General features: G+C 66.4%; 22 protein-coding genes and 1 pseudogene. 9 read left to right on the plus strand and 14 right to left on the minus strand.

All coding sequences use genetic code 11. The features are described 5' to 3' along the window. From ACFDR9_RS15295 to ACFDR9_RS15315, 5 genes and pseudogenes are all read left to right on the plus strand, one after another. A pseudogene (locus ACFDR9_RS15295) lies at positions 1–1,326 on the plus strand (hypothetical protein); the annotation flags it as partial. Between the two features lie 239 nt (positions 1,327–1,565). Next, on the plus strand, positions 1,566–3,998 hold the full coding sequence (locus ACFDR9_RS15300; protein WP_409031539.1) for a heavy metal translocating P-type ATPase: 2,433 nt from the start codon (positions 1,566–1,568) through the stop codon (positions 3,996–3,998). Then, positions 3,995–4,411 (plus strand): Cu(I)-responsive transcriptional regulator, encoded by a 417-nt coding sequence (cueR, locus tag ACFDR9_RS15305; protein WP_409031540.1) that lies wholly within the window; start codon positions 3,995–3,997, stop codon positions 4,409–4,411. Before ACFDR9_RS15300 ends, cueR begins: the two co-directional genes overlap by 4 nt. Positions 4,412–4,470: 59 nt before the next feature. Beyond that, positions 4,471–5,448, plus strand: a complete 978-nt coding sequence (locus ACFDR9_RS15310) for a chromate resistance protein ChrB domain-containing protein (protein WP_409031541.1) — start codon at positions 4,471–4,473, stop codon at positions 5,446–5,448. Continuing rightward, positions 5,445–6,623, plus strand: coding sequence for a chromate transporter (locus ACFDR9_RS15315; protein ID WP_409031542.1), 1,179 nt, complete (start codon positions 5,445–5,447; stop codon positions 6,621–6,623). Before ACFDR9_RS15310 ends, ACFDR9_RS15315 begins: the two co-directional genes overlap by 4 nt. Before the next feature lie 101 nt (positions 6,624–6,724). Here the strand turns inward: ACFDR9_RS15315 and ACFDR9_RS15320 are convergent, their stop codons facing one another. Continuing rightward, entirely contained in the window at positions 6,725–7,486 is a 762-nt protein-coding gene (locus ACFDR9_RS15320; protein WP_017874423.1) for a sulfite exporter TauE/SafE family protein, read from the minus strand. Positions 7,487–7,657: 171 nt separating this feature from the next. On the opposite strand from ACFDR9_RS15320, the gene ACFDR9_RS15325 reads away from it, so the two are divergent. Together ACFDR9_RS15325 and ACFDR9_RS15330 are read left to right on the plus strand one after the other, a co-directional pair. After that, entirely contained in the window at positions 7,658–8,386 is a 729-nt protein-coding gene (locus ACFDR9_RS15325; RefSeq protein WP_409031543.1) for a glutathione S-transferase, read from the plus strand. 42 nt (positions 8,387–8,428) lie between these two features. Continuing rightward, positions 8,429–8,728, plus strand: a complete 300-nt coding sequence (locus ACFDR9_RS15330) for a zf-TFIIB domain-containing protein (protein ID WP_157406377.1) — start codon at positions 8,429–8,431, stop codon at positions 8,726–8,728. Between the two features lie 12 nt (positions 8,729–8,740). On the opposite strand, the gene ACFDR9_RS15335 is transcribed toward ACFDR9_RS15330, so the two are convergent. The 4 genes from ACFDR9_RS15335 to ACFDR9_RS15350 all read right to left on the minus strand — a co-directional run bounded on the left by ACFDR9_RS15335 (position 8,741) and on the right by ACFDR9_RS15350 (position 11,400). Then, positions 8,741–9,826 carry an erythromycin esterase family protein gene (locus tag ACFDR9_RS15335; RefSeq protein WP_409031560.1) on the minus strand — a complete coding sequence of 362 codons (1,086 nt, stop codon included), beginning with the start codon at positions 9,824–9,826 and terminating at the stop codon, positions 8,741–8,743. A 6-nt stretch (positions 9,827–9,832) separates the two neighbouring features. Beyond that, positions 9,833–10,081 carry a hypothetical protein gene (locus tag ACFDR9_RS15340; protein ID WP_409031544.1) on the minus strand — a complete coding sequence of 83 codons (249 nt, stop codon included), beginning with the start codon at positions 10,079–10,081 and terminating at the stop codon, positions 9,833–9,835. 103 nt (positions 10,082–10,184) lie between these two features. Beyond that, positions 10,185–10,385: a heavy-metal-associated domain-containing protein gene (locus ACFDR9_RS15345; RefSeq protein ID WP_409031545.1), complete on the minus strand. Its 201-nt coding sequence runs from the start codon at positions 10,383–10,385 to the stop codon at positions 10,185–10,187. A 73-nt stretch (positions 10,386–10,458) separates the two neighbouring features. Beyond that, entirely contained in the window at positions 10,459–11,400 is a 942-nt protein-coding gene (locus ACFDR9_RS15350) for a bestrophin family protein (RefSeq protein WP_409031546.1), read from the minus strand. A gap of 531 nt (positions 11,401–11,931) precedes the next feature. Between ACFDR9_RS15350 and ACFDR9_RS15355 the strand changes: the two genes are divergently transcribed. After that, positions 11,932–13,290, plus strand: a complete 1,359-nt coding sequence (locus ACFDR9_RS15355; RefSeq protein ID WP_026132341.1) for a DUF3422 family protein — start codon at positions 11,932–11,934, stop codon at positions 13,288–13,290. 43 nt (positions 13,291–13,333) lie between these two features. Here the strand turns inward: ACFDR9_RS15355 and ACFDR9_RS15360 are convergent, their stop codons facing one another. Both ACFDR9_RS15360 and ACFDR9_RS15365 read right to left on the minus strand, forming a co-directional pair. Then, a complete protein-coding gene (locus ACFDR9_RS15360) occupies positions 13,334–13,765 on the minus strand; it encodes a MarR family winged helix-turn-helix transcriptional regulator (protein ID WP_409031547.1) in 432 nt (143 codons plus the stop codon). 148 nt (positions 13,766–13,913) lie between these two features. Next, the gene (locus tag ACFDR9_RS15365) at positions 13,914–14,285 is read right to left on the minus strand and encodes a hypothetical protein (RefSeq protein ID WP_035787492.1); all 372 of its coding nucleotides are present in this window, start codon (positions 14,283–14,285) and stop codon (positions 13,914–13,916) included. Between the two features lie 365 nt (positions 14,286–14,650). Here ACFDR9_RS15365 and ACFDR9_RS15370 point away from each other — a divergent pair, with 365 nt between their 5' ends. Further along, positions 14,651–16,378, plus strand: a complete 1,728-nt coding sequence (locus ACFDR9_RS15370) for an alpha amylase C-terminal domain-containing protein (RefSeq protein WP_409031548.1) — start codon at positions 14,651–14,653, stop codon at positions 16,376–16,378. Between the two features lie 196 nt (positions 16,379–16,574). Here the strand turns inward: ACFDR9_RS15370 and ACFDR9_RS15375 are convergent, their stop codons facing one another. From ACFDR9_RS15375 to ACFDR9_RS15405, 7 genes are all read right to left on the minus strand, one after another. Next, positions 16,575–18,455, minus strand: coding sequence for a PhoH family protein (locus ACFDR9_RS15375; protein WP_409031549.1), 1,881 nt, complete (start codon positions 18,453–18,455; stop codon positions 16,575–16,577). 264 nt (positions 18,456–18,719) lie between these two features. After that, positions 18,720–19,190 (minus strand): peroxiredoxin, encoded by a 471-nt coding sequence (locus ACFDR9_RS15380; RefSeq protein ID WP_081611714.1) that lies wholly within the window; start codon positions 19,188–19,190, stop codon positions 18,720–18,722. 117 nt (positions 19,191–19,307) lie between these two features. Continuing rightward, the gene (locus tag ACFDR9_RS15385) at positions 19,308–20,282 is read right to left on the minus strand and encodes a xylanase (protein WP_409031550.1); all 975 of its coding nucleotides are present in this window, start codon (positions 20,280–20,282) and stop codon (positions 19,308–19,310) included. A gap of 4 nt (positions 20,283–20,286) precedes the next feature. Further along, on the minus strand, positions 20,287–21,339 hold the full coding sequence (locus ACFDR9_RS15390; protein ID WP_409031551.1) for a bifunctional UDP-4-keto-pentose/UDP-xylose synthase: 1,053 nt from the start codon (positions 21,337–21,339) through the stop codon (positions 20,287–20,289). Positions 21,340–21,361: 22 nt separating this feature from the next. Beyond that, positions 21,362–22,282, minus strand: coding sequence for a formyltransferase (locus ACFDR9_RS15395; protein ID WP_409031552.1), 921 nt, complete (start codon positions 22,280–22,282; stop codon positions 21,362–21,364). Next, positions 22,282–23,268, minus strand: a complete 987-nt coding sequence (locus tag ACFDR9_RS15400) for a glycosyltransferase (protein ID WP_409031553.1) — start codon at positions 23,266–23,268, stop codon at positions 22,282–22,284. The genes ACFDR9_RS15395 and ACFDR9_RS15400 overlap by 1 nt, the downstream gene beginning before the upstream one ends. Positions 23,269–23,279: 11 nt before the next feature. Continuing rightward, positions 23,280–24,419, minus strand: coding sequence for a DegT/DnrJ/EryC1/StrS family aminotransferase (locus ACFDR9_RS15405; protein ID WP_409031554.1), 1,140 nt, complete (start codon positions 24,417–24,419; stop codon positions 23,280–23,282). Between the last annotated feature and the right edge of the window lie 40 nt (positions 24,420–24,459).

The following is a 24,459-nucleotide window of genomic DNA, read 5'->3' on the forward strand; positions in this document are numbered from 1 at the left end:
GGCGCCAACGTGCTCGACGTGAACTTGACGGGCAGCGGCGTGGTCAACTACAACGCCGGCGCCGGCGCCACCAGCATCCGCAACCTGAACGGCGGCCAGGGACTCAGCGTCAGCGGCGGCAGCCTGACCCTGGGTTACGCCGCCACCGACCGCTCGCTGCTGAGCGGCGCCCCCGGCCTGAACATCAGCGGCGGCAACCTGGTGCTGCGCGGCGCCCTGACGGTCGACGACTATGCCCAGAGCGGCGGCGTGGTCGGCGGCGGCGGCGGCTTGAACGTGCGGCGCAGCTTCAGCCAAAGCGCCGGCAACCTCGGCGTCGACGGCGCGCTGGCGATCGTCCAGGCCAGCGGCGACCTGGCGTTCTCGAACCTGAGCGCGGCCAGCGTGTCGCTGTTCGCCGAGGCCGGGCGCATCAGCCAGAGCGGTCCGGTGGTCAGCGCCAACCTGGTGGCGCGGGCGCAAAACGGCGTCGCGTTGAGCAACGCCGGCAACCGCGTCGGCGGCTTCAGCGCCAGCAACAGCGGCGCCGGCGGCATCGCGCTGACCAACGTCAGCAAGCCCGGCACGCTGGTGCTGGGTACCTTGAGCAGTGGCGCCGGCGACATCGTCATCGACAACACCGGTGGCATTGAAAGCCACGCCATCAACGCCAACGGCGGCAACGTCTCGCTGACGGCGCACAGCCCGATCCAGGTCGAAGGCGCCATCAGCGGCGCCGACATCGACCTGTCGGCCAGCACCGACATCGTGCTCGGCGACGGCGCCCGGCTGGCCGCGCTGAGCGATGTCAGCATGAGCGCCGGCACCGGCATTGCGCTGCAGGGCGCGGCGCGCGTGAACGCCGGCGGCAATATCGCCCTGGCGGCCGGCAGCGGCGTCACGCTGGACGGCACGTCCAGTCTGACGGCGAGCGCCGGCAGCATCCATATCGCCACCGCCAGCGGCAGCATCGTCGCCGGCGGCGGCGCCAGCATCAGCGGCGCCTCGGTGCTGCTGTCGGCGCCGCAAGGCGCGGTGGTGGCGCCCGGCTCGGTCTTCGCGGGCGGCGCGGTGCCGGTGGTGGAAAGCGGCACCGGCGCGACGCCGGTGCAGGTCGCGCCGTTGACGCAGGCGCTGAACACGACCATTAACCTGATCAACACCAGCTCGTCCGGCGGGCTGGACCCGGCGCCGGCGCAGATGCCGCCGCTGGGAACGGTGGCGTCGGAACCGGAGTCGGCCAACGACAAGGGCGGCGTGGCGAGGGTGATCGACGACGCGAGATCAACAAGCAATGAACAGGGAGTGGAAAAAAATGATGGCATCAAGAAGACATTCTGCAATTAAGGCATGGCTGGCGCTGCTGTGCCGCGCCGCATTTGCGACGCAGCATCGCGGCGATTGTCGTCATATTTATTCAACGAATCCGTGATTCAGGACGCTAGTACTTGACGTTCTCGGGTGGGCACAAGAATGTGTCCACCCTTTTACCTGCCGCATTCTTCCCCCCTTGAAAAATTCGCTTGACCTTCCCATCATTGGATAGTTGATCCTTGCCGTATCGCGCACCATAAGGATACGTTGCCATGAACCAGCCCGCCCCCGATTTCACCGCCCCCGCCCATGCGCAAACGCTGGGCATTGTTGGCATGAGCTGCGCGTCCTGCGTCGCCCGCCTGGAAAAAGCCCTGACCGCAGTGCCGGGCGTGCGCCACGCCAGCGTCAACCTAGCCAGCGAAACGGCGCGGGTCGAGTCGGACGCGCCGTTGGCGCTGGAGAGCTTGCGCCAGGCCGTCGACAAGGCCGGCTACCAGCTGGCGCAGCGCGAGGTCGCGCTCGACATCGAGGGCATGACTTGCGCGTCCTGCGTGGGCCGGGTCGAAAGGGTACTGCGCAAGGTGCCGGGCGTGCTCGCCGCCAGCGTCAACCTGGCCACCGAAAGCGCGCGCGTGACGCTGACCGGCGACGCCGGCATCGACGCCCTGATCGGCGCGGTGGAAAAAGCCGGCTACCACGCCGCGGCGCCGGCGGCACCCGGCGGCGCTGTCGCCAGCGCCGCCGCCAAGCCGGGTCTGGGCGACGGCGCCAAAGTGCTGCTGGCGGCGCTGCTGTCGCTGCCGCTGCTGGCGCCGATGCTGCTGGAGTGGACGGGCCGCCACCTGATGCTGCCGGCCGCGGCGCAATTCCTGCTGGCCACGCCGGTGCAATTCTGGCTCGGCGCGCGCTTTTACCGGGCCGGCTGGAAGGCGCTGCTGGCGCGTAGCGGCAATATGGATTTGCTGGTGGCGCTGGGCACCAGCGCGGCCTACGGCCTGAGCCTGTACCAATGGCTGCTGGCCGGGGGCGGCGGCCACGCGCTGTATTTCGAAGCGGCGGCCGTGGTCATCACGCTGGTGTTGCTGGGCAAATGGCTGGAGGCGCGCGCCAAGCGCCAGACCACGGCGGCGATCCGCGCGTTGCAGCTGCTGCGCCCGGAAACGGCGCGGGTGCGCCGCGGCGGCCAGGACGTCGACGTGGCGGCGGCCCAGGTCAAGGTCGGAGAGCTGGTGGTGATCCGCCCCGGCGAGCGCGTCGCCGTCGACGGCGTCGTCGTCGAGGGCGCCAGCGCGGTCAACGAAGCGCTGATCACCGGCGAAAGCCTGCCGGTCGACAAACACGCCGGCGACCGGGTCACCGGCGGCGCCATCAACGCCGACGGCCTGCTGCTGGTGCGCACCACGGCGGTCGGCGCCGAAACCACGCTGGCGCGCATCATCCGCCTGGTCGAGGACGCGCAGGCGGCGAAAGCGCCGATCCAGCGCCTGGTCGACCGCGTCAGCGCGGTGTTCGTGCCGGTGGTGCTGCTGCTGGCCCTGCTGACCCTGGCCGGCTGGTGGTTCGCCACCGGCGCGCCGGAGCGCGCCATCATCAACGCCGTCGCCGTGCTGGTGATCGCCTGTCCGTGCGCGCTGGGGCTGGCCACGCCGACGGCGATCATGGCCGGCACCGGCGCGGCGGCGCGCTACGGCATCCTGATCAAGGACGCCGAGGCGCTCGAGGTGGCGCACGGCGTCACCACCGTGGTGTTCGACAAGACCGGCACGCTGACCGAGGGCCGGCCGGCGCTGGCGCATCTGGTGGCGCACGGCGTCGACGAAGACAGGCTGCTGCAACTGGCCGCCGCGATCCAGAACGGCAGCGAGCACAGCCTGGCGCGCGCGGTGCTCGACGCCGCCGCCGCGCGCGCGCTGGCGCCGCTGCCGGCGACGGCGCTGGCGGCGCTGCCCGGGCGCGGCCTGACGGCCAGCGTCGACGGCCTGGCGCTGAAACTGGGCAGCGCCCGCCTGATGCGCGAGCAGGGCGTCGACCTGGCGCCGCTGGCCGCGCGCGCCGCCGCACTGGAGGACGGCGGCCACACCATCTCGTGGCTGGCCGTGGGCGCGCCGCAGCCGCAACTGCTGGGCCTGTTCGCCTTCAGCGACCGCGTCAAACCGGGCGCGCGCGCCGCCGTCGCGCGCCTGCACGCGCTGGGCCTGCGCACGCTGATGCTCACCGGCGACAACCAGGGCAGCGCCGACGCCGTCGGCGGCCTGCTGGGCATAGGCGAAGTCGCCGCGAAAATGCTGCCTGCCGACAAAACGGCTACAATCGAAGCCTTGAAACGGGCCGGCGAGCGGGTCGCGATGGTCGGCGACGGCATCAACGACGCGCCGGCGCTGGCGGCGGCCGACGTCGGCATCGCCATGTCGACCGGCACCGACGTCGCCATGCACGCCGCCGGCATCACCCTGATGCGCGGCGACCCGGCGTTGGTGGCGGACGCCATCGACATCGCGCGGCGCAGCTACAACAAAATACGCCAAAACCTGTTTTGGGCCTTTATCTACAACCTGGTCGGCATCCCGCTGGCGGCGTTCGGGTTGCTCAACCCGATGCTGGCCGGCGCGGCGATGGCCTTCAGTTCGGTGAGCGTGATCGGCAACGCGCTGCTGCTGCGGCGCTGGCGTCCGGGCGGCGCCATGCAAGGGAGAAAACAATGAACATAGGACAAGCGGCGAAAGAAAGCGGCATCACGGCCAAAATGATACGCTACTACGAAAGCATCGCGCTGCTCAAAGCGAGCGCGCGCAGCGAGGCCGGCTACCGCACCTACAACGACGGCGACCTGCACGCGCTGCGCTTCATCAAACGGGCGCGCACGCTGGGCTTCGCGCTCGAACAGATCCGCGACCTGCTATCGTTGTGGCAAAACGACGGCCGCGCCAGCGCCGACGTCAAACGCATCGCGCTGGCGCACGTTGCCGAGCTGGACGAGCGCATCGCCGAACTGACCGCGATGCGCTGCACCCTAAGCGAGCTGGCGGGCGACTGCCAAGGCAACGACCAGCCCGACTGCCCGATCCTACACAACCTGTCCAGCATGAACGACCGGACGACGCCGGTCCGACGTTAAAAATATAAGATACATCTACATTTATTGTAACGATAAGGACAATATACTATTATATGTAGATGAACTCACCTACACCACAGTGGCTGCTTCTTGTGATCAGCCTGCCATCGACCAGTGCCACGGCGCGCATGCGTATCTGGCGCGCGCTGAAGGCACTTGGCTGCGGCGCCTTGCGCGACGGCGCCTACCTCCTTCCCGATACGCCGGAAACGCAGCAGGCGCTGCAGCAGCTCGCCGATGAAACCGTCCGCGAGGGCGGCAGCGCATGGCTGTTGACGGCGCATGCGCAATCGGACGCCGACAGCGAGGCCTACCGCGCATTGTTCGACCGAGGCGGCGTGTACAACGAATGGCTCAAGGAAGTCTCGGCCGGTCGGTCCAGGCTGGCCAGCATGGCGCCGCCGGCCATCACAAAACTGATGCGCAAGCTGCGGCGCGACTACGACATAGTGCGCGCCATCGACTATTTTCCGAATGACGCGGGTGCCCAGGCGGAAGCGGCATGGATGGATTTCGTCAGCGCCGCCGACAGCATCCTGTCGCCGGACGAGCCGCAGCCGGTGCGCGCCGGGATTGCGCGCCTCGATATCGACGACTATCAAGGACGCACATGGGCCACGCGTAGACGGCTGTGGGTCGACCGCGTCGCCAGCGCCTGGCTGATCCGGCGCTTCATCGACCGGCAGGCGCGCTTCTTGTGGCTCGACGCGCCCGCGCATTGCCCGGCCGACGCGCTCGGCTTCGACTTCGACGGCGCCGCCTTTACCCACATCGGCGACAAGGTCAGTTTCGAGGTATTGCTCGGCAGTTTCGGGCTCGACCAAGATCGCGCCTTGGTACGGCTTGGCGCCCTGGTGCATACACTGGACGTCGGCGACGGCTTCGTGCCGGAGGCGAGCGGTTTCGAGGCGATGCTGGCCGGCGCGCGACAGCGTACTACAAGCGACGACCAACTATTGGCCGAAGTCGGCGTCGTGCTCGACTCCCTGTACGCCCACTTTTCCAGCGACCATCCACAGACGCAAGGACAGGCATGACCACCACCGAATCGACTGCGGCAAGCCCGTCCTATACTCTGTGGCAGATGGTGTTGTACATGTTGCGCCTGGGGACGTTCGGCTTCGGCGGGCCGGTTGCACTGGTCGGCTATATGCAGCGCGACCTGGTCGAGGAACGAGCTTGGATCACGGCAGCCGACTACAAGGAAGGCCTGGCGCTTGCGCAGCTCGCGCCGGGGCCGCTGGCGGCGCAACTCGGTATTTATATGGGCTACGTGCACTACCGTATCCTAGGGGCGACGCTGGCCGGCCTCGCTTTCGTGATGCCGTCTTTCTTGATGGTGGTCGCGCTTGGCTGGGCTTATACGCGCTTCGGCGGGCTGTCCTGGATGCAGGCCGTCTTTTACGGCGTCGGCTCCGCCGTCGTCGGCATCATCGCGATGAGCGCAAGAAAGCTGGCGGCCAAGAGCATTGGCAAGGACAAGCTGCTGTGGGCCATCTTCCTGCTGCTCGCCATAGTCACGGTCGTCACCGAATCCGAGGTGGCCTCCTTGTTCATCGCCGCCGGCATCCTGGTCTGGCTGCTGCGCGCGCCGCCGGAATGGCTCCGCAAAGGAAAGCTGAACGCGGTGGCGCTGATGCAACTGCCGCTGGCGGGCGGCCTGCACGGTGCCGTGGATGCGTCGCTGCTGACGACGGTCGGCATCTTCTTTGCCAAGGCCGGCGCCTTCGTGTTCGGCTCCGGTCTGGCGATCGTGCCGTTCCTGTATGGCGGCGTGGTCACGGAACATCACTGGCTCACCGACAAGCAATTTGTCGACGCGGTGGCGGTCGCCATGATCACGCCGGGCCCGGTGGTCATCACCGTCGGTTTCATCGGCTACCTGATTGCCGGATTGCCGGGCGCCTGCGTTGCCGCGCTGGCCACCTTCATTCCCTGTTACTTGTTCACCATCATTCCGGCGCCGTACTTCAAAAAGTATGGCAAGGTTCCCGGCGTCGTCGCTTTCGTTGACGGCATCACGGCAGCGGCCATCGGCGCGATCACCGGCTCCGTCATCGTCATCGCCAAGCGCTCGATTGTCGATATGCCCTCGGTGCTGATCGCTGCGGCCACGATCCTGCTGTTGTGGAAATTCAAAAAGCTGCAAGAGCCATTTGTGGTCGCCGGCGCCGCGGCGATCGGACTCGTCATTTTCCCGCTGATGCATTGAATCGCCATGGACCCATTTTTACCCATCGGAATGGCGTTTTTCATTCCGTTGGAACACAAACCGCCACATCGAGACCTGGCCCCAGGGGCTGTCGCGTTGCGTTAGCGGATGAACATCCAGACGGTGAGGAGGGCGCCGATGAGGACGACGAAGCCGCGCATGATGCGCTCGGGCAGGCGGTGGATCAGCCAGGCGCCGCAGACGCCGCCGGCGATGCCGCCGCTGGCCAGCGCGAACGCCGCCGGCCAGCTGATCATGTCGGAAAACGCGAAGATCAGCGTGGCGGCGGCGTTCATCGCCATCGCCAGCATGTTTTTGGTCGCCGTCGCGGCCCGCACTTGCATGCCGGCGATGGTCAGCGCCGCCAGCATCAGGAAGCCGATGCCGCCGCCGAAGTAGCCGCCGTAGACGGCGATGCAGCTTTGTACGCCGATCAGCACCGGCAGCGGCATGCTGCCGGCCGCGTGCAGCGGTTTGCGGCGCAACGTGCCCCAGGCGAATACGCTGGTGGCGAACAGCACCAGCCACGGCACGATGCGGGCGAAGAAGGTCGCCGGCGTGCTCAGCAGCAGCAGCGCGCCAAGGATGCCGCCCGCCACGCTGATCAGGAACATGTTGCGAAAACTTAGCGGGCCGACGTCGTCGACCAGTTTGCGCCCCGCCACCGCCGACGTGGTCTGGCTCGGGAACATCGCCACCGTCGAGGTGATGTTGGCCGCCAGCGGGTTCAGCCCCGCCAACAGCAGCGCCGGGAAGGTGATGAAGGAGCCGCCGCCGGCCAGCGCGTTTTGCACCCCGGCGACGAAGCCGGCCGCGGCGATGAGGAGGACGACGTGGAGTTCAAGCGGGGGAATCGGGGTCATGGGGTGGCTGCGGGCAATGTTGCATAGTGGGAAGGTCGATATCGATTATAACCGTGCCGGCGCGGCGGCCGCGGCCGGCCCCGCGCTTTGTCGCTTTTGCGATAAACGCTGGCCGCCGCCGGGTTATGATTGTCGCTAGAATTCAATTCTGACAACCATGCCGGAGGCGCGATGCGTTACGAACTGTATTACTGGCCGACCATCCAGGGCCGCGGCGAATTCGTCCGGCTGGCGCTGGAAGAGGCCGGCGCCGACTACGTCGACGTCGCGCGCATGCCGGCTCGCAAGGGTATGGGCATGCCGGCGCTGCTGGCCTGCCTCGACGGCGGCGCCGGCGGCCAGCCGGCGTTCGCGCCGCCGCTATTGAAGGCGGGCGAAGCCTTGATTGGCCAGACCGCCAACATTTTGCTGTTTCTCGGCCCGCGCCTGGGCCTGGCGCCGCGCGCCGAGGCGGGCCGGCTGTGGGCGCACCAGTTGCAACTGACCATTGCCGATTTGCTGGGCGAGGTGCATGATACGCACCACCCGGTGTCGGTCAACCTGTATTACGCGGACCAGAAGAAGGAGGCGCGGCGGCGCGCCGGCGAGTTCACCGGGCAGCGGCTGGCCAAGTTCCTCGATTATTTCGAACTGGTGCTGGCCAACAACCCGCGCCGCGGCGGTTTTCTCGTCGGTGCCAGGCTGAGCTATGTCGACTTGTCGATGTTCCAGATGATCGCCGGCTTGCGCTACGCCTTTCCGAACGCGATGGCGCGGCTGGAACGCGATTATCCCGGACTGGTCGGCCTGCACGAGCGGGTGGCGCGGCGTCCGAATATTGCCGCCTATCTGGCGTCGAAGCGGCGCCTGCCGTTCAACGACGAAGACATTTTCCGGCGCTATCCCGAGCTTGACCACTAGCGGGTCGCTGGGCGGCGCCATTTTTCATGTAAGGATATCGAATTGAGTATTGCCTCATCTATGCAGCGGAAAATCGTCGCCGCCCGCCTGGCCGGCTTCGCCTGCTTCGCCGTCTATCTGGTCGGCCTGTTCTTGCCGAAAGCCTACGCCCAGGCGCTGATGCTGTTTCCCTTCGCCGGCGTGGTCGCCAGCACCGCTTACATCCACTTCACCGCGAAGTGTCCGAAGTGCAAGGTTAAGCTGCCGCAGCAGCGCTTCGGCCTCGGCCTGGCCGACAAGCTGCGCGCCTGCCCCGGTTGCGGCCTGGACCTCACAAGCGCCGCGCCGCCGCCGGCCAAGTAGGCCGGCCGGCGCTCACACGCCGAACGGATAGGTTTCCGGCACCTCTTCCCGGGCGCTCCAGTGCGGCGAGAATTCCAGCGGCCGCAGCGCGCTGCTGTGGTCGATGTGGATCACCGCGTCGAACTGCTGCGCCAGGTCGGCGTGGAAGTAGTGGCTGAGGCGCTCGTTGTCGGGCCGGTAGATGACGCCGATGGCGCGCTCCAGGTAGCGCATGCCGGCCGTGGCCAAGGCCTTGCGCCCGCGCAGCGGCAGCAGGAAATTGTGCAGCCCGGTGTCGTGCAGCAGGCGCTCGACGCTGTCCGGCAACGACGGCAGCACCGACTTCAGTTCGGCGTGGCCGTCCCAATCGCTGGCGGCGGTGACGCTGCCGGTGTGGGTGGTGAAGCCGAGCAGGAAGCAGTCGTCGGGGCCGTATTGCTGGCGCACCAGTTGACCCAGGTTGAGCTGGCCGCGCTGGCCCATTTCGGTGGCGCGGGCGTCGCCCAGGTGCGAATTGTGGGCCCACACAATGATCTTGGCCGGGCTGCCCTTGTGCCGGCTCAGGTGGGCGCGCAGCGCGTCCAGCGTGTCGGCCATGTGGCTGTCGCGCACGTTCCACGACTGGTCGCGGCTCTCGAACATGGCGCGGTAATAGTATTCGGCGTTTTTCACCACGCGCGCGTTCTGCAGTGCGTAAAACAGCGTGTCGGGCACGCTGCCGTCGTCCTGCGACAAGTGGCCGGCGGCCTGTTCCGCCATGTCCAGCAACTGTTCCAGAACTTCCTCCTGGCAGCTTTTGCGCAGGCCGAAACGGGCCGCGGCGGCGTAGTGCTGCGGGTCCTGCGCCAAGTGGTCGAAGCAGTTGTAGCGCTCGCGCGCGCGCCGCGCCGCGCCCGGGTCGGACTGGTCGAGGTAGCGGATGACCGCGTGCGCCGACTTGCGCAGGCTGTACAGGTCCAGCCCGTACCAGCCGATGCGGCATTCCGGCGCCGCCACCTGGGCGTTGTGCAGGCGCAGCCAGGACAGGAATTCAATGACTTCGACGTTGCGCCACATCCATTGCGGAAAGCGCTGGAAGCCGCCCAGCGCCTGGTCGGCGCTGCGTTCGCTGCTGGCCAGTTGGGCTTAGCGGCTCGCTTGCAGCGCGTCGGGCCAGTCGGCTTCGACGGCGATCGCGTCGAAACCTTTTTCGACGATTAACTGGTGGCTGATGGCCGAACGCCAGCGGTAGAAATCCTGGGTGCCGTGGCTGGCCTCGCCCAGCAGCACGACGCCGGCGTCGCCGATCAGTTCCAGCAAAGGCTCGGCGTTGAAGTCGGCGGCGAGGGGAATCGCTTCCTTGCGAAGCGCTTGAATGATAAATGGCTCGGACATGGCGGCCGCTCCCGGTAAAACACATAGTCGGTGTTAGACCGGCGCGGCGCGGCGCGGTTCCTTGGGCCGGGCAGGGCGGCGCGCCCGGCCCGGCGCGACCGGCTCAGTGCGCGGCGGCGACCGGGTAGCCGGCTTCTTCGATGGCGCCGCGCACGCGCGCCAGCGCGACGCCGGTGCGCACCGTGACGGTTTTGGCGGCCAGGTCGACCTGCACCTGCGCCTGCGGGTCCAGCGCGCGCACGGCGGCCGTGACGGCGCCGACGCAGTGGCCGCAACTCATTTCTTCGACTTGTAACTCATACATGGCAAGGACTCCTGAAAATAGCATTGAAACGCCAGTCTAGCGCTTCCCATCGTGGCAAGGTCAAGCGCGCGTTTCAGCTCAGGCAGTAGTCGACCGCGCGCAGCGGCGCCGGCAGCGCGCTCTCGCCCAGCGATTCGCGCAGGTTGATTTCGATGGTGCGGCACATGGCGTCGAGCGGCAGGTCGTTGCTGTCGAGGCCGAACGGTTCCTCGATCTCGTCGCCCAGCGCGTCCAGCCCGAAGAAGGTGTAGGCGACGATGCCGACCACGAAGGGCGTCATGAAGCCGAGCGCGTCCACCAGGCCGAAGGGCAGCAGGAAGCAATACAGGTAGGCGGTGCGGTGCAGCAGCAGCGAGTAGGAAAACGGGATCGGCGTGGTCTTGATGCGCTCGCAACCGACGGCCGCCGCCGCCATCTGCGACAGCGTGGCGTCGATCGCCGCGCCAAGGCAGCCGTCGAGGCGCTTTTCTTCCAGGCACAGGCGCAGGTCGCGGCCCATGTGCAGCATCAGGTAGTCCGGCACGTTGGCGCTGCCGCCGACGCCGCGCCACTCGTCCGGGCGCAGCAGCGCCTGCAGTTCCTCGTGCCGGCGCAGGTCGCGCAGGTGTTGGCGCAGCGCGTGGGCATAGGCGATGGCGCGGTAAATCATGCGCACGCGCACGTCGTCCAGGCCGAGCGCGGCGCTTGCCGGCGCGGCCGCGCCGATCAGGCTCTGGCACTGGCGCGACAGGCTGCGGCAGCGGTGCACCAGCTCGCCCCACAGCTTGCGGCCCTCCCAGTAACGGTCGTAGGCGGCGTTGTTGCGAAAGCCGAGGAAGATCGCCAGCGGCAGGCCGATCAGCGTGAACGGGATCGTCGTCAGCGTGACCTTCTGGTCGAACAGCACGCCGTGGCACAGCGTCACCAGGCTGGCGAAGAGGACGTTGACGAACAGCGTCAGGCGGATGCGCGGCAGCACCGAGCCGCGCAACACCAGGAACAGGCGCAGCCCGGACGGCCGCTCGCGCAGGATCACGCCGCCCCCCTGCGTCGCCGGGGCTGGCGCGCATGCGCCGCCGCGAAATAGGTGGGGGCGGACGGCGTTGCTGTGAAGCGCAACGCGCGCTGGAGCGGCGGCTGGAAGTCGATCTGCATGGGTGGGGTAGATGGGTTAAGTATAAGGGGCCGCAGGCGCGGCCAAAAAAACAGTTGGCGCCGCCGGTGCGCACACGATAGGCGCAGCAATAGCCTTTCAGCGGCGACAGATGGCGTTGATAAGCGAAAATGGCACCCAGTGCCATTTTCTTCATGATGTCGCGCGCGGTGCCGATGATCTTCCTCATACATTGTGTCGATAGGCGGGCGGGTGTTGTTGGATTGCGCCGCGCGGGGGATGATCATTGCATAATATTTGGAATCATTGCAAGATGTTGGCGTGACACTGGTTACCAACTGGTGCGCCGCGTTGCTCCGGGTAGGCGCCATCCATGCGCCCGAGGCAATGTTAAACGCACGCCTTTCGCTTACAACCAAGTCACCGACCATGTCCAATTTAGCCGCCAATCCGATACCGATACGTTATTCCAATTTGAACCACGCGCTGCGCATCCCCTTGGCCGCCGAAGTCCATTCGCGGCCCTTCCTGCGCCTGGAGGCCCCCGAGAGCATCAGCCACCTGGCCGTGTATTGCCGCGACGGCGCCGAGCCGCGCGGCGCCAATCTGGCCGGGCGCCAGACGATGCTGGCGGCGCTGTGCCTGCATTTCGGCGTGGCCGCGCCGCACGCCGACGCCAAATATTTTTACCACGACTTCGGCCGCTTCCGCCTGAAGTGGGAATGCCACACCGAATTCGCCACCTACACCTTCGCCGAGCCGCACCAGGGCAACATCGCGCTGGGCGAGGCGTTCGCGCGGGTGCCGCTGATGCACATTCCGCAGGACTGGCTGGCCAGCCTGCAGGGCAAGATCATGGTGGCCGCGCACGTCGTGCTCGACAAGAGCGCCACCCCGGCCGACGAATTCGCGCAAGACCTGCAGCGCGTCTTCGAGGGCCGCCTGCTGGTCGGCAGCCAGGTGTTGCAGGGCGGCGAGGTGTGGACCGACTTCCTGATCCAGTCGGACGGCTTCAGCCGCTTCGTCGTGCGCGACGCCGGCTTGCGCGAGCAGCAGGCCGGCAGCCTGGTGCAGCGCGTGCTGGAAATCGAAACCTACCGCATGATGGCGCTGCTCGGCCTGCCGTACGCGCAAACCGCGGCGCCGGCCCTGAACGCGGTCGAGGAGGAGCTGGCGACGCTGACGGCGACCATGGTCGACATCGACGACACCAGCGCCAACACCTTCGCCGAGCGCTCGGCCCAGGACGCCGACCCGGAGCAGGCGCTGCTGGGCCACATCACGCGGCTGGCGGCGCGCGTCGAGAAGCTGTCGCTGGACAACAACTACCGCTTTTCGGCCTCGCAAGCCTACTTCCGCCTGGTCCACGCGCGCATCGAGGAATTGCGCGAGACGCGCATCGAGGGTATTCCGACGGTGGGCGAATTCATGGAACGGCGCCTGACGCCGGCGATGAACACGTGCGCCGCCATCGCCGGCCGGCAGGAAGCGCTGGCGCGGCGCATCGCCCACACCAATGACTTGCTGCGCACCCGCGTCGGCATCATCCAGGAGCACCAGAACCGGCGCATCCTGCAGTCGATGAACCGGCGCGCGGCGCAGCAGTTGCGCCTGCAACAAGCGGTCGAGGGGCTGTCGGTGGTGGCCATTTCCTACTACTCGGTGGGCTTGCTCAGCTACGCGGCGAAGGCGCTGAAGGCGGCCGGCGCGCCGATCAACACCGACGTCGCGACCGGGCTGATGGTGCCGCTGGTGGCGGCCGGGGTCTGGTTGGCGCTGCGCCGCCTGCACAAGAGCATGCACGCCGACTAGGGCGCGCCCCGCCGCAAAAGTCGCGGCGCGGTCGTGCCCGTGCTCATTCATGGCGCCGCTCTTGGATCAACTTGGGCACGGCGAACACGCCGTCGAGCGACAGCAGCTCGGCGCGGTGCAGTTCGGCCAGATGCGCCAGGATCACCTCGCCCTCCGGCTCCAGGTGGATTTCCACGCGGCGGCGGTCGCTGTCGCTGACTTGGCGCCGCACCAGGGCGCTCGCCTCGCAGCGCGACACCAGCGCCACCACGCCGTGCGGCTTGGCCTGCAGGCGCTCGGCCAGTTCGCCGACGGTGGCCCAGTCGCGGCCCGGGTAGCCCTTGATGTGCAGCATCAGCAGGTATTGCAGCGGCGTGATGCCCTCGGCCTGGACGGCGTTTTCGGAAAAGCGCTCGTAACGCCGCATCTGGTGGCGGAATTCTGACAAGGCGGCAAAATCCGCCTTGTCCAGCGGAGGGTAAAGCGCTTTCTTCATTGCCGTGCTCGCTTGGGTGGGGCGACAAATATATCACAATATGATGTATTGTGCCTGGACATGAAAAAAGCCAGCGACTGCGTGCAGCGGCTGGCTTGATCGACGCGGGACGCGCCCCGGGCACCCGCTCCGGCGTGCTTGCGCCGGATTACTTCGGCAGTACCACGATCGTGCTGCCGCCGGTGCCGGTCTTGCCGGTGTTACCCGTATTCCCCGTATTCCCCGTGTTGCCGGTGCGGCCAGTCGCGCCGGTGTCGCCGGTCATGCCATCGGCGCCGGTGCTGCCGGTGTTACCCGTGTTGCCTTGATTACCCTGGCTGCCGGTTTCGCCCGTTGCACCGGTGTTGCCCTGGTTACCCGTATTGCCTTGCGCGCCCTGCGCGCCGGTGAAACCGGTGTTGCCGGTGTCGCCAGTGTTACCGGTGTTACCTTGGTTGCCCTGCGGACCCATTGGTCCTGTACAAGCGCTCAGGCCGATTGCCGCGAGCAGTACCAGTGCCGACATTGAATATTTTTTCATGATGTGTTCCTTGTAAGTTACGCGGCGGAGATTGCGGCCGGATGACCCACTATGCCGGCTTGTGCGTCGTGCATCTGTTCGCTAGCGCGCATAGGCCGCAGCGTGCGCGCCGGCGCCGCCGACCCAAAAAAATGTAGCAATACTACAAAATATTCGTCAATGATAGGCGAATACGTCAAAATTCCGTTGTTTTGTCTACTTAAAGCGCTTTGGATTTTTACTTTCATGCTACATTTACTTTATTGTAAATTTCATGGGAAGTAATTTGGATACCTGATCCTAGCCAAAAGGAGGTCGCCACCAGCCGACACAGCGCCGACAAACCGAGCAAAATTTCACCAAAAAAATAATTACGGAGATAGAAAATGCGAAAAGTTAAAGAGTTGAGCAAGCGCGCGGGCATGCTGCGCAATGCCGCCTTGGCGGCCTCCTTGTGCGTGGCGGCGGTCGCGCCGGCGCACGCCGAAGGCACGGCCTTCGTCCATCTGTTCGAATGGAAATGGAACGACATCGCCGCCGAGTGTGAATCCTTCCTCGGCCCGAAGGGATACGACGCCGTGCAGATCTCGCCGCCCAACGAACACGTCAATTTCCATACCTGGTGGGCGCGCTACCAGCCCGTATCGTTCACCAACCTCACCAGCCGCAGCGGCACCGAGGCGGAACTCCACAGCATGATCCAGCGCTGCCACGCGAAAGGCGTGAAAATCATCGCCGACGTGGTCTTGAACAACTGGGCCAACAACCTCGACGGCGGCAACACCGGCTCGGGCGGTAGTACCTGGACGCCGCGCAACTACCCGGGCCTGTCGCCGCGGGACTTCCACCAACCGTCTTGTACGATTTCCTACGGCAACGCCAATTCGGTCTGGGACTGCGAACTCTACAATATGCCCGACCTGAACACCGGCGCCGCCTATCCGCAACAGTACGCTGCCACCTACATGAAAAAGCTCAAGGCGATGGGCGTGGACGGCTTCCGTATCGATGCCGGCAAGCACATCCGGCCGAGCGAGCTGGGCGCGATCCTGGCGCAGGCGGGCAATCCGTGGAACTTTATCGAAGTGATCGGCGCGGGCGGCGAGGCGGCGGAGATTCAACCCGGCAAATACACGCAGTACGGGCTGGTGACCGAGTTTGCCTTCGGCCCGGCGGTGGCGAGCAACTTCAAGGGCCAGATCAAGAACTTGAAGACGCTCGGCAGCGGCTGGGGCTTGCTCAATTCGGCCAACGCGGTGTCGTTCATCGACAACCACGACCGCGAGCGCGGCCACGGCGGCGGCGGCAACTTCACCTACAAGGACGGCGCCCGCTACAACCTGGCCAATGTCTACATGCTGGCCTTCCCCTACGGTTATCCGAGTGTAATGTCGGGCTATAACTTCACCGACACCGACGCCGGTCCGCCCGGCGCCGGCGGTTGCGCCAACAGCGCCTGGACGTGCCAACACCGTTGGGCCAACATCGCCAACATGGTGGGGTTCCGCAACTATACCAAGGGCGCCTGGACGGTCGACCGCTGGTGGGACAACGGCAACAACCAGATCGCCTTCGGGCGTGGCAGCGCCGGTTTCGTCGTCATCAACAACGAGTCGACCGGCCTGTACCAAACCCTGCAAACCGGCATGCCGGCCGGCGACTATTGCAACATCCTGGCCGGCGCCGAGGCCTGCAGCGGATCGACGGTCCGCGTCGACGGCAACGGTTACGCCACCTTCTCGGTCGGGGCGATGGCGGCCGCGGCGATCCACGGCGGCGCCAAGGGCGGCGCTTGCGCGGGCTGCTTCAAACAGGTGTTTCCAAGCTTGAACCTGCGCGGCACGCCGAACGGCTGGGCCAGCCTGCCGATGGCGCTGGTGGCCGACAACACCTGGGAGGCCAGCGTCAACTTCGACGGCCAGGCCCAGCAGCGTTTCAAGTTCGACGTCAGCGGCAACTGGTCGGTGAATTACGGCGACAACGGCAACGACGGCGTGCTGGACCAGACCGGCGCCGATATTGCCACCGCCGTGGTCGGCCAGTACCAGGTCCGCGTCAACGACCAAACGCTGGCGTACACCCTGACCAGGCTGGCCGGCACGGCCAAGCGCTAAGCGGGCCGCCAAGCATGCGCCGGGCGCAACCCGACTGGCGTCGGCGGCGGCGCGGCGCCGGATGACGCTTTGCTCATCCGACCTACGGAAGCTTCACTAGCGGTATTAAAAAAAAGCCCCGCGTGCGGGGCAGGCGGGGCTTTCGGATGATGCGGCGGGCCGTTGCCGGCCGCGCGTCGCGGTATTTACGCAGTTGTTACAGCACTTCGCTGGCGTGGTCGGCCAGGCGCGAACGCTCGCCGCGCGCCAGCGTCACGTGGCCGCTGTGCGCCCAGCCCTTGAAACGGTCGACCACGTAGGTCAGGCCGCTTGAGCCTTCGGTCAGGTACGGCGTGTCGATCTGCGCGATGTTGCCCAGGCACAGGATCTTGGTGCCCGGACCGGCGCGCGTGACCAGGGTCTTGACCTGCTTCGGCGTCAAGTTCTGCGCCTCGTCGATGATCAGGAACTTGTTGACGAAGGTGCGGCCGCGCATGAAGTTGAGCGATTTGATCTTGATGCGCGAGCGGATCAAGTCTTGCGTTGCCGCGCGACCCCATTCGCCACCGTCCGAATCGGACTTGTTGAGCACTTCGAGGTTGTCGTCGAAGGCGCCCATCCACGGCGACATCTTCTCTTCCTCGGTGCCCGGCAGGAAACCGATGTCCTCGCCGACCGGCACCGTGACGCGGGTCACGATGATTTCGTTATAGAGCTTGGTTTCCAGCACCTGCGCCAGGCCGGCGGCGAGCGCCAGCAGGGTCTTGCCGGTGCCGGCCTGGCCGAGCAGGGTGACGAAGTCGCATTCCGGATTCATCAACAGGTTCAGCGCGAAGTTTTGCTCGCGGTTGCGCGCCGTCACGCCCCAGACGTTGTTCTTGCTATGGCTGAAGTCGCGCAGCGTTTGCAGCACGGCGGTCTTGCCGGTGATCTGCTTCACCTGGCCGTAGAACGGCGCCTCGCCGTTTTTCGGCTCCAGGTAGACGAACTGGTTGACCAGCATCGACGGCACGAACGGGCCGGTGACGCGGTAGAAGGTCGCGCTGGTGCCGCCCTTGTTCTCCTGCCACGACTCCATGTCCTTGCCGTGCTTGTTCCAGAAGTCGTCCGGCAGCTGGACGATACCCGAATACAGCAGGTCGGTATCTTCCATCACGTGGTCGTTGAAGTAGTCCTCGGCCGGCAGGCCCAGCGCGCGCGCCTTGATGCGCATGTTGATGTCTTTCGACACCAGCACCACCGGACGCTCCGGCTGCTCCGATTCGAGCGAGCGGACCACCGCCAGGATCTGGTTGTCGGCCTTGCCGACGGGCAGGCCCATCGGCAGGTCGGCGCTCTGCAGGCGGGTCTGGAAGAACAGGCGGCCCTTGGCGTCCTTGTTGCCCAGCTTCGACAGCGGGATACCCTTTTCGATGGCCTCGTCGTCGGTGCTGCCGACCAGCGCGTCGAGCGTGCGCGAGACTTGGCGGGCGTTGCGCGCCACCTCGGTCATGCCCTTCTTGTGGTCGTCAAGCTCTTCCAGCGTCATCATCGGCAGGTAGACGTCGTGTTCCTCGAAGCGGAACAGCGACGACGGGTCGTGCATCAGCACGTTGGTGTCGAGCACGAACAGCTTGGTCACGCCGGTCTGGTCGGCGGCGCGGCTGGCCGAGGACTTGATCGGCACCTCGACCGGCTTGTGCTGGGCCGGATGCGGCTTCTCGACCGGGGTGATCGGCGTCACCTTGGCCTTGGCAGCGGGTGCCTTGGCCTTGACCGCCGGGGCGGCCGGGGCCGGGGCCGGCGCCGCGACCGGCTGGAGCAGCGCCGGCGCGACCGGCGCGGCTGGTTTCGCCACCATCAGCGCGGCCACTTGCTTGATCTTGGTGGCGGCGTTGCGCTTCGGCGCGGCCGGCGCGGCCGCCACCGGCACTGGCGCCGGCACCGCTTTTGGCTTGGCGACGGGCGCGGCCTTAGGCTGGGCCACGGCTTGCACCGCGGCCTTGCGGGCCGTGGCCGCGGCCGGGGCGGCAGCCACGGGATTGGCGCGGCCAACCGTGGAGTAATCTTCCGCCAGCAGTATGGTGGCGGGCTTGCTAGGTAATTTTGGCAGTGGCATCAGGATCTCAATCAAAAAATTTCTGGAATGGTCCGCCCACGGGCAGCCCGGTTGCTGCGGCCGCGCACATGGGTTGGATGCGATGGATAATTGGGTTATAGAACTGCCTGCAGGCCTTGGTCTGGCCCTGTGCGGATACCGAGAGGGGGCAAGATGCCCGCCTGATGGCGATGGAGAAGAACGCTCGTCGGTGACTCAAAATGGGCTGCTTAGGTCTTTGGTTTTGCTACGGTTGATCAACTTTCTGGAAGCCGGCAACGCGCACTATTTCTGACGCGCTACAAATTCCAGCACTTCGTCGACGTGACCTGCGACTTTCACGCCTCTCCATTCTTTCACCAAGTTGCCCTCAGCGTCAATGAGAAACGTGCTGCGTTCGACGCCACGTACTGTCTTACCATACATCTGTTTCATCTTCATGACGCCAAATTGCAGGCATACCGCCTCGTCCGTATCGGAGATCAGTTCGAACGGCAGTTCCAGCTTGGACTTGAAGCCCTCGTGCGAGCGCAGCGAATCGCGGCTGATGCCGTAAATCTCGACGCCGGCCTGCTGGAATTGCGGATGCAGGTCGCGGAAAGCCATGCTTTCCGTGGTGCAACCCGGAGTGTTGTCCTTCGGGTAGAAATACAGCACCGTATACTTGGCCGGCCGGCCGGCCAGCTGGAACCGCTGGGCGCCGGTCATGGCGGCGGAAAAATCGGGTACTGCTGTTACGGATTGGCTATCAGCCACAGGTTCTCTCCTGAAAGGTGAACTTCCGCGCTGATGTCAAACCTGACAGCGCACTCAGGGTGCTCGGTGCTGCACTTTCCATACCGCTCACTACATACCGCCGGCGCCGGCGCGTCGTCAACGCGCCTTGCCCTGCACGATCAATTGGCCCGAGCGTCCCGGCACTTCGCCCCAACTGAGCGGGCAGACCGGCAGCGCCTGGTCCTTCACTTTATCGTAATAATCGGCCATCGACGCCAGGCGGTAGCCCTGTTCCTTCCAACCGACCAGCAGTTGTTCGAAAATGGGGGCGAGTTTTTGTCCTTCAAGCTCCGCGTGCAAGGTGTACACGTGGTCGCGCTCGGCGCCGGCCGTCAGCTTGAGCAGATGGGCGGCGATGTTGGCCGGCGTGATCGTCACGCCGTCGATGTCGCGGCCCAGCAACTCGTCGAGCGTCGGCAGCGTGGTCGGCAACTGCACGCACGCCAGCACCCGCCCGGCGTCGGCCAGGCGGTGCGGCCCGCTGGCGGCGTCGAGCAGGGCGCCGTCCTGGCGCAGCGGCGCGCGCCCGTCCGAGGCGTAGCGGTAGCCGGCGCTGTCGTGTTCGCCGAAGGCGGCGCCGTTCATTTGCCAGCCCGCCGCGCCGTGGGTCGCCGCCGCGGCGCCGAACACGGCGGCGTAGCGCGCCGCCGCCTTGCGCATCATGGCCAGCGTCCAGGCTGCGCCGCGCGCCGCGACGTCGTCCTGCCACAGCACGTGGTCCCAGGTGTGGATGCCGCATTCGAAGCCGGCGTCGCGCACCGCGCGCAGCTCGGCGGCGCATTGCTCGCCGATGTCCGGACCCGGCAGCAGCACGCCGTACAGCAGCGTCTTCAAGCCGTAGTGCTCGAGCACCGAGGTGCGCGCGACCTTGCCGAAAAAGCCGGGTTTGAAGGCGCGCTTCATGGCCCGGCCGGTGTGGTCCGGGCCGAGCGAAAACAGGAAGGTGGCGCCGGCGCGGTGCGCGCCCAGCATGCGCACCAAGTTCGGCACGCCCAGGCGGGTGCCGCGGTAGGTGTCGACGTCGATCTTCAGCGTCAGCAGCGGGCGTTGGTGGTGCGTCGTTTCAGTCAAACCATCAGTCCATCAGCGCTTTGGCTTGGGCCACCTGGCCGCGGTAGGCGTCGAAGATGTTGCGCAGCGAGTCGGCCATGTCGGTGCGCGGCGCCCAGCCCAGCTCCTCGCAGGTGTTGGTGATCTTCGGCACGCGGTTCTGCACGTCCTGGTAGCCGCTGCCGTAGTAGGCGCCGGCGGTGGTTTCGACGATTTGCACCTGTTTCGCGCTGTCGGCGTATTCCGGGTAATCGGCCGCCAGCGTCAGCATCATGCCGGCCAGTTCGCGGATCGAGTAGTTGTTGCGCGGGTTGCCGATGTTGTAGATCTTGCCGCTGGCCACGCCGTCCTGGTTGGCGATGATGTGCATCAGCGCGTCGATGCCGTCGTCGATGTAGGTGAAGGCGCGCTTTTGCGAGCCGCCGTCGACCAGCGAGATGTTCTCGCCGCGCACGATGTGGCCGAAGAACTGGGTGACCACGCGCGACGAGCCTTCTTTCGCCGTGTGGATCGAGTCGAGTCCGGCGCCGATCCAGTTGAACGGGCGGAACAGCGTGAAGTTCAGGCCCTCCATGCCGTAACCCCAGATGACGCGGTCCATCAGCTGCTTGGCGTTCGAGTAGATCCAGCGCGGTTTGTTGATCGGGCCGCAGACCAGTTCCGAGTTCTCCGGGTCGAATTCCTCGTCGTGGCACATGCCATACACTTCCGAGGTCGACGGGAACACCAGGTGCTTGCCGTATTTGGCGGCCGAGCGCACGATCGGCAGGTTGGCCTCGAAGTCCAGCTCGAACACGCGCAGCGGCTGCTTGACGTAGGTCGACGGCGTGGCGATCGCCACCAGCGGCAGGATCACGTCGCATTTCTTGACGTGGTACTCGACCCATTCCTTGTTGATGGTGATGTCGCCCTCGAAGAAGTGGATGCGCGACTGGAAGTCGGGATTCTCGAGCAGTTCGCTGATGCGGTCCGACATCATGTCCATGCCGTAGACGTGCCAGTCGGTGGTTTCCAGGATGCGTTTCGACAGGTGGTGGCCGATGAAACCGTTGACGCCGAGGATGAGGACTTTTTTCATGGGATCTGCTCTTCTTAAATGTTCATTGCGCGCCGGCCGCGCCGTCCAGGGCCGCGCGCAGTTGCGCCGCCGTCACGGCAACGCCGCCGGTGTGGAGGGCGGAAATCGCCAACATGCGGCCATCGCCGCACACGCCAAAGACGCGATTATCCACTACTGCCAAGCCTTGTTGCAAACTTCCGGAGGACAGCGGGCTCAAGCGGGCCTGTTGTATTGTGTATATGACACCGTCGAGCTCGGTGAACGCGCCGGGGTAGGGCGGCGCCACCGCGCGGTGCAGGTTGTACACCGCCTGCGCCGGCTGGCGCCAGTCGATGCGGCCGTCCGCCGGCGTGCGCCCGCCGAAATAGCCGCCCAGCCGCAAGTCGTTCGGCAGCCGCGGCGCCGTGCCGGCCAGCAGCGCCGGCAGCGCCGTCCACAGGGTTTGCTCGGCCGCCACGGTGACCTTGCCGAACACCTCGAAGGCGGTGTCGTCGGGCAGGATCGGCACCGCCGTCTGCGCCACGATGGCGCCGGCGTCCGGCTTGACCGTCATCTCGTGCAGCGTGGCCCCGGTGGCGTCGGCGCCGTGCAGCACCGCCCAGTTGACCGGCGCGCGGCCGCGGAACCGCGGCAGCAGCGAACCGTGCATATTGTAGGCCGGCGCCAGCGCCAGCAGCGCGGCCGGCAGCATGTGGCGGTAGTAAAAGCTGAACAGGAAGTCGGGAGCGGCCGCGGCCACCGCCGCCAGCAGCTCGGCCGAGTTGGCGTCGGCCGGGGTGAGGTGGGCGATGCCCTCGGCGCGGCACAGCGCCGCCACCGACTCGAACCAGATCGCCTCGGCCGGGTTGTCGTCGTGCGTGACGACCAGGCGCACGTCGACGCCGCCGGCCAGCAACACCTTCAGGCAGCGCACGCCGACGTTGTGGTAGGCGAACACCACCGCGCCCGGGGCGGCGGCCATCAGCGCCCCACCTGGCGTTTTTCAACCGCGTCGCCGTCCCTGCCTTGGCTGGCGCGGCCCTGCTGCAGGATGGTTTGCACCACGTAGCGCGGGCGCGCGCGCACTTGCTGGAAGATGCGCCCGACGTATTCGCCAACCAGGCCGATGCCGAACAGGATCACGCCCATGAAGAAGAAGGCGATGGCGAACAGCGTGAAGACGCCCTCGGCCTCGGCGCCGAGCAGGAAGCGGCGCCCCAGCAGGAACACCACCAGCAGCGCCGAGCCGGCCGACAGCGCCATCCCCAGCATCGAGAAGATTTGCAGCGGAATCAGCGAAAAACCGGTGACCAGGTCGAAGTTCAGGCGGATCAGGCTGTACAGCGAATACTTCGACTCGCCGGCGGCGCGCTCCTCGTGCTCGACCGTGATCTCGGTCGGCTTGCGGGCGAAGGTGTAGGCCAGCGCCGGCACGAAGGTGTTGACCTCGGCGCACTGGTTGACCAGGTCGATGACGTTGCGCCCGTAGGCGCGCAGCATGTTGCCCTGGTCGGTGATGCGGATGTTGGTGATGCGTTCGCGCATGCGGTTCATCGCCTTCGAGGCGAGCGTGCGCCAGGCCGAGTCCTGCCGCTTGCGGCGGATCGAGCCGACGTAGTCGTAGCCTTCGCGCATTTTCGCCAGCAGGTTCTTGATTTCCTCGGGCGGGTTTTGCAGGTCGGCGTCGAGCGTGACCATGGTTTCGCCGCGCGAGGCCTCGAAGCCGGCCAGGATCGCCATGTGCTGGCCGTAGTTGCCGTTAAATAGCACCACGCGCGTGACGTCGGGGCGCTGGCGGAACTGCTCGGCCAGGATCGACACAGAGTTGTCGCGGCTGCCGTCGTTGACGAAGATGATCTCGTAGGCCACGCGCAGCGCGTCCAGCGCCGGGTACAGGCGGGCGAACAGCGCGCCCAGGCCGGCCTGCTCGTTGTAAATCGGAATGATGACGGAGAGTTCGGGTTTCATCGACTCGCCCTTCATTTGAGCAGCACCGACTTGACGGCGGCGACGGCGCGTTCGACGTCGGCCGGCGTCATCGAGTAGAACATCGGCAGCGTCACGGTCAGGCGTCCGATACGCTCGGCGCACGGGAACATGCCTTCGCCGAAGCCGCGCGCGCGGTACATCGAAAACAGGTGGATCGGCGCGTAGTGGAAGCCGGTGCCGACGTTGTGCGCGGCGGCCATTTCGGTCATGAAGGCGGCGCGGCTGTCCGGGCCGTTGTCGGGCAGGATGATCTGGAACAGGTGCCAGTTGCTGTTCTCGAAGTCGGCCAGCGGCAGTTGCGCGCCGCTGGCGGCCTCGAAGCCGGCGCCGAACTGGTCGAAGTAGTGGCGCGCCAGCGCGCGCCGGTGCGCCGTGATGGCCTCGATGTTGGCCAGCTGGCCCAGACCGATCGCGGCCATGATGTCGCTCATGTTGTATTTGCCGCCGAGCAGGTCGACGTCGATGCCGTCGACGCCGCTGCGGCTGACGCCCTGCAGGCGGTATTTCTCGGCCAGGCGGGCCTCGTCGGCGTTGTTCAGCACCAGGCAGCCGCCCTCGCCGGTGGTGATGTTCTTGTTGGCCTGGAAGCTGAACGAGACCAGGTCGCCGAAGGCGCCGATGCGTTGGCCGTGCCAGCGCGTGCCGATCGCCTGGGCGGCGTCCTCGACCACGCGCAGCTTGTGCCTGGCGGCGATGGCGTACAGGCGCTCCATGTCGACCGGCAGGCCGGACAGGTGGACCGGGATGATGGCCCGGGTGCGCGCGGTGATGGCCGCCTCCAGCTTGTCGAGGTCGATGTTGCGGGTGGCCGGGTCGATGTCGGCGAAAACCGGGGTGGCGCCGACGGCGATGATGACGTTGGCGGTGGCGACCCAGGAAATCGGCGTGGTGATGACCTCGTCGCCGGGGCCGATGCCGGCGATGCGCAGCGCGATCTCCATGGTGCAGGTGCCGGAGTTGAAGGTGCGTACCGGCCGGCCGCCGAAATACTCGGACAGCTGGGCCTCGAACGCTTGCACCTTCGGCCCGCTGGTGATCCAGCCCGAACGCAGCACCTCGCCGACGGCGGCGATGGTGGCCTCGTCGATGCTGGGTTTGGAGAAAGGCAAAAAGGGTAGGGTAGCGGTCATGGGGTTCTCGGCGTTGTTCTGGGTGGTCCGCGCCGCGTCG

Source organism: Janthinobacterium sp. CG_23.3 (assembly GCF_046115965.1).
Classification (GTDB): Bacteria; Pseudomonadota; Gammaproteobacteria; order Burkholderiales; family Burkholderiaceae_D; genus Janthinobacterium.

Bases quoted from the DNA above. Each gene is read 5' to 3' on its own strand.
- ACFDR9_RS15365 (WP_035787492.1), bottom strand. From the start codon at position 14,285: ATGAAAAAATATTCAATGTCGGCACTGGTACTGCTCGCGGCAATCGGC.
- ACFDR9_RS15395 (WP_409031552.1), bottom strand. From the start codon at position 22,282: ATGGCCGCCGCCCCGGGCGCGGTGGTGTTCGCCTACCACAACGTCGGC.
- ACFDR9_RS15300 (WP_409031539.1), top strand. From the start codon at position 1,566: ATGAACCAGCCCGCCCCCGATTTCACCGCCCCCGCCCATGCGCAAACG.
- ACFDR9_RS15325 (WP_409031543.1), top strand. From the start codon at position 7,658: ATGCGTTACGAACTGTATTACTGGCCGACCATCCAGGGCCGCGGCGAA.
- ACFDR9_RS15320 (WP_017874423.1), bottom strand. From the start codon at position 7,486: ATGACCCCGATTCCCCCGCTTGAACTCCACGTCGTCCTCCTCATCGCC.
- ACFDR9_RS15345 (WP_409031545.1), bottom strand. From the start codon at position 10,385: ATGTATGAGTTACAAGTCGAAGAAATGAGTTGCGGCCACTGCGTCGGC.
- ACFDR9_RS15405 (WP_409031554.1), bottom strand. From the start codon at position 24,419: ATGACCGCTACCCTACCCTTTTTGCCTTTCTCCAAACCCAGCATCGAC.
- ACFDR9_RS15390 (WP_409031551.1), bottom strand. From the start codon at position 21,339: ATGAAAAAAGTCCTCATCCTCGGCGTCAACGGTTTCATCGGCCACCAC.
- cueR (WP_409031540.1), top strand. From the start codon at position 3,995: ATGAACATAGGACAAGCGGCGAAAGAAAGCGGCATCACGGCCAAAATG.
- ACFDR9_RS15400 (WP_409031553.1), bottom strand. From the start codon at position 23,268: ATGAAACCCGAACTCTCCGTCATCATTCCGATTTACAACGAGCAGGCC.
- ACFDR9_RS15375 (WP_409031549.1), bottom strand. From the start codon at position 18,455: ATGCCACTGCCAAAATTACCTAGCAAGCCCGCCACCATACTGCTGGCG.
- ACFDR9_RS15315 (WP_409031542.1), top strand. From the start codon at position 5,445: ATGACCACCACCGAATCGACTGCGGCAAGCCCGTCCTATACTCTGTGG.
- ACFDR9_RS15310 (WP_409031541.1), top strand. From the start codon at position 4,471: ATGAACTCACCTACACCACAGTGGCTGCTTCTTGTGATCAGCCTGCCA.
- ACFDR9_RS15340 (WP_409031544.1), bottom strand. From the start codon at position 10,081: ATGTCCGAGCCATTTATCATTCAAGCGCTTCGCAAGGAAGCGATTCCC.
- ACFDR9_RS15370 (WP_409031548.1), top strand. From the start codon at position 14,651: ATGCGAAAAGTTAAAGAGTTGAGCAAGCGCGCGGGCATGCTGCGCAAT.
- ACFDR9_RS15360 (WP_409031547.1), bottom strand. From the start codon at position 13,765: ATGAAGAAAGCGCTTTACCCTCCGCTGGACAAGGCGGATTTTGCCGCC.